This window comes from Methylophaga sp. UBA4204 (genome assembly GCF_002379485.1).
In the GTDB taxonomy this organism is placed as follows: domain Bacteria; phylum Pseudomonadota; class Gammaproteobacteria; order Nitrosococcales; family Methylophagaceae; genus Methylophaga.
On sequence record NZ_DFTU01000094.1, the window covers coordinates 38,292 to 41,427 of the forward strand.

A 3,136-nucleotide genomic window follows, 5' to 3' on the forward strand; every position below is an offset into this window, starting at 1 on the left:
GTCGCCGAACTGACAAACTGCCCGATAAAAATTCCGTCGACTATGCTGGCGGTGGTAATCGCCAACAAGCCCAGAATGGATGGAATGGCAAAGCGGAGAAAAGTGGAAATAATCGGACCGTTGAGGACGTCATTGTCGGTGTGGCTAGCCTGCATTTGGTTTCCATTTTCAAAGAAGTAGGGTCGGGGATCGCTGAATGCTAATAATTCTTTTTATTTTAGCAGCGCTCTTTTCACCGGAGCACATCAAAACGATTGAGTAATGCGGTATTTATTATCGTTATAACTCAGTTAAGTGCGTATAATACCGGGTCATTTGTTCGATGCATGTTTCGCGTTGGCAACACATTTTAAAACATGGAGCTGAACACATTTTGCAACACGTCATTTCAACCTCCAACACGTTCATAATCGCTATTCAATGAAAAATATCAGAAACTTTTCAATCATTGCTCATATTGATCACGGTAAGTCCACCATAGCAGACCGCTTTATTCAAATCTGCGGCGGTCTGACTGCACGTGAGATGTCGCAACAGGTGCTTGATTCGATGGATATCGAAAAAGAGCGCGGCATTACCATCAAGGCGCAAAGTGTTTCATTGGATTACACGGCAAAAGATGGTGAAACCTATCACCTCAACTTTATCGATACGCCGGGCCACGTAGACTTTTCCTATGAAGTTTCCCGCTCACTGGCTGCCTGTGAAGGTGCTTTGCTGGTCGTTGATGCTGCTCAAGGGGTTGAAGCGCAAAGTGTGGCCAACTGTTATACCGCTATCGATCTTGGCCTTGAAGTTCTGCCCGTGTTAAACAAAATTGATTTACCTGCTGCAGAACCCGATCGAGTCGCTCAGGAAATCGAGGATATTATAGGTGTGGATGCACTGAATGCCGTACGCTGCAGTGCCAAAACGGGTGTCGGTATTGATGAAGTCCTTGAAGAGTTGGTTGCGCGTATTCCGCCACCACAAGGCGATCCAGAAGGTCAATTAAAAGCACTGATTATTGATTCCTGGTTTGATAGCTATGTCGGTGTTATCTCTTTGGTGCGAATCAAACAGGGCAGACTGAAAACCCGCGATAAAATCAAAGTTATGTCCACCGGACAGGAATATCAGGTTGACGAAGTCGGCGTATTTACGCCCAAGCGCAGTAAACGCACTGCTTTAAATTGTGGTGAAGTGGGTTATGTTATTTCCGGGGTCAAGGAAATTGATGGTGCGCCGGTAGGGGATACCTTAACGACAGCTCAACATGGTGCGACGGAAATGTTGCCGGGCTTTAAATCGGTAACGCCGCAGGTTTATGCAGGTGTATTTCCTGTTAGCAGTGATGATTACGATGCATTTCGTGAAGCACTGGGCAAATTACGATTAAACGATTCATCACTGTTTTTTGAACCGGAAAACTCTCAGGCTTTAGGCTTCGGTTTTCGCTGTGGTTTCCTCGGTCTGTTGCATATGGAAATCATCCAGGAACGCCTGGAACGTGAATATGATCTGGATCTGATTACCACGGCTCCGACCGTGGTATTTGAAGTGGTCACCAAAAAAGGTGATGTAATTAAGATCGAAAATCCGGCCTCATTACCTGATGCCGGTTCCGTTGAAGAAATCCGTGAACCTATCGTAGCGGCTGACATACTGGTGCCGCAGGATTATCTTGGAGCGGTCATTACCCTGTGTGTAGAAAAACGTGGCGTACAGAAATCCATGCATTACATGGGCAAACAGGTTGCACTGAGTTACGAATTGCCAATGAATGAAGTGGTGATCGATTTCTTTGATCGCATCAAATCGGTCAGCCGCGGCTATGCCTCATTGGACTATCATTTTATCCGCTTTCAGGCGGCACCTCTGGTGAAACTTGATGTGTTGATTAACGGCGAAAAAGTTGATGCTTTGTCAATGATAGTGCATAAAGATCAAAGCGTTTCTCGTGGTCGTCAGTTAGTTGAAAAAATGCAAGAGCTGATCCCGCGACAAATGTTTGATGTCGCCATTCAGGCCGCTATTGGCGGACACATTATTGCGCGCTCAACAGTCAAGGCAATGCGGAAGAATGTTTTGGCAAAATGTTACGGAGGCGACGTTTCTCGTAAACGTAAATTGCTTGAAAAACAAAAAGCCGGTAAAAAACGAATGAAATCCATCGGCAAAGTGGATGTGCCGCAGGAAGCATTCTTGGCGGTATTGCAGTTATCCAAGAAATCTTAATAAGGAGCGTCAAGTGAGTTTCCCAGCAATAATGGTGTTACTGGTCGCGATAACCGGTCTGATATGGTTGGTGGACCGCTTTTGGTTAGCACCTAAACGTAAAGTAAATGACAATGAACCGGCGATTGTTGAATACGCCAAATCATTTTTCCCCATTCTGTTGCTGGTGTTGGTGATTCGCTCGTTTATCGCTGAACCGTTCCGCATCCCGTCAGAATCTATGTTGCCGACTTTGCATGTCGGCGATTTTATTTTGGTGAACAAATTTTCCTATGGCGTTCGGCTGCCGGTCATTAACACTAAAATTCTCGATACCGGTTCGCCGGAACGCGGTGATGTGATGGTATTCCGTTATCCCAAACAACCTGAAATTGACTATATCAAACGGGTAATTGGCTTACCGGGCGACAAAGTTGGTTATTTCAATAAAACGTTGTACATAAATGGTCAGGAAGTTAAAACCGAGGTAGTTGATAAACCAGTAGAAATGCTGGGTATCATTGCGCCGCGAGTACAGCTGAAGCATGAATTTCTGGACGCTGAACCTCATGAAATATTTTTGGATCCGCAACGTCAATCAATGGAAGGTGAGGTTACAGTTCCGGAAGGCCATTATTTTGTTATGGGTGATAACCGCGACAATAGTAATGACAGCCGTGTGTGGGGAACTGTGCCGGAAGAAAATCTTGTCGGCAAAGCCTTCTTTGTCTGGATGAGCTGGGATTGGGACCAGGGTGGTTTGGTCTGGTCAAGGGTGGGAAGCTCTATTAACTAAGAGCGAGTTTTTCCATTGGAAATGATTTTAGAATCTAATACATCATTTCCACCTTGTTTGATGAAAGGAGCCTCCAGCAGTGATGGGGAGGGAAGATAATTAGACTCTAGGGCTTGTTTTATCTTTCATATCCGCCTCTGTTGT

General features: G+C 45.3%; 3 protein-coding genes. All 3 read left to right on the forward strand.

What is annotated here, in order from left to right; translation table 11 throughout:
• On the forward strand, positions 1-203 hold a 203-nt coding region (locus B3182_RS14280; RefSeq protein WP_292753225.1), incomplete at its 5' end, for a hypothetical protein.
• Positions 204-420: 217 nt separating this feature from the next.
• The gene (gene lepA, locus B3182_RS14285) at positions 421-2,217 is read left to right on the forward strand and encodes a translation elongation factor 4 (RefSeq protein WP_292355508.1); all 1,797 of its coding nucleotides are present in this window, start codon (positions 421-423) and stop codon (positions 2,215-2,217) included.
• A 13-nt stretch (positions 2,218-2,230) separates the two neighbouring features.
• Positions 2,231-2,992 carry a signal peptidase I gene (gene lepB, locus B3182_RS14290; protein ID WP_292355510.1) on the forward strand — a complete coding sequence of 254 codons (762 nt, stop codon included), beginning with the start codon at positions 2,231-2,233 and terminating at the stop codon, positions 2,990-2,992.
• The last annotated feature ends 144 nt before the right edge of the window (positions 2,993-3,136 follow it).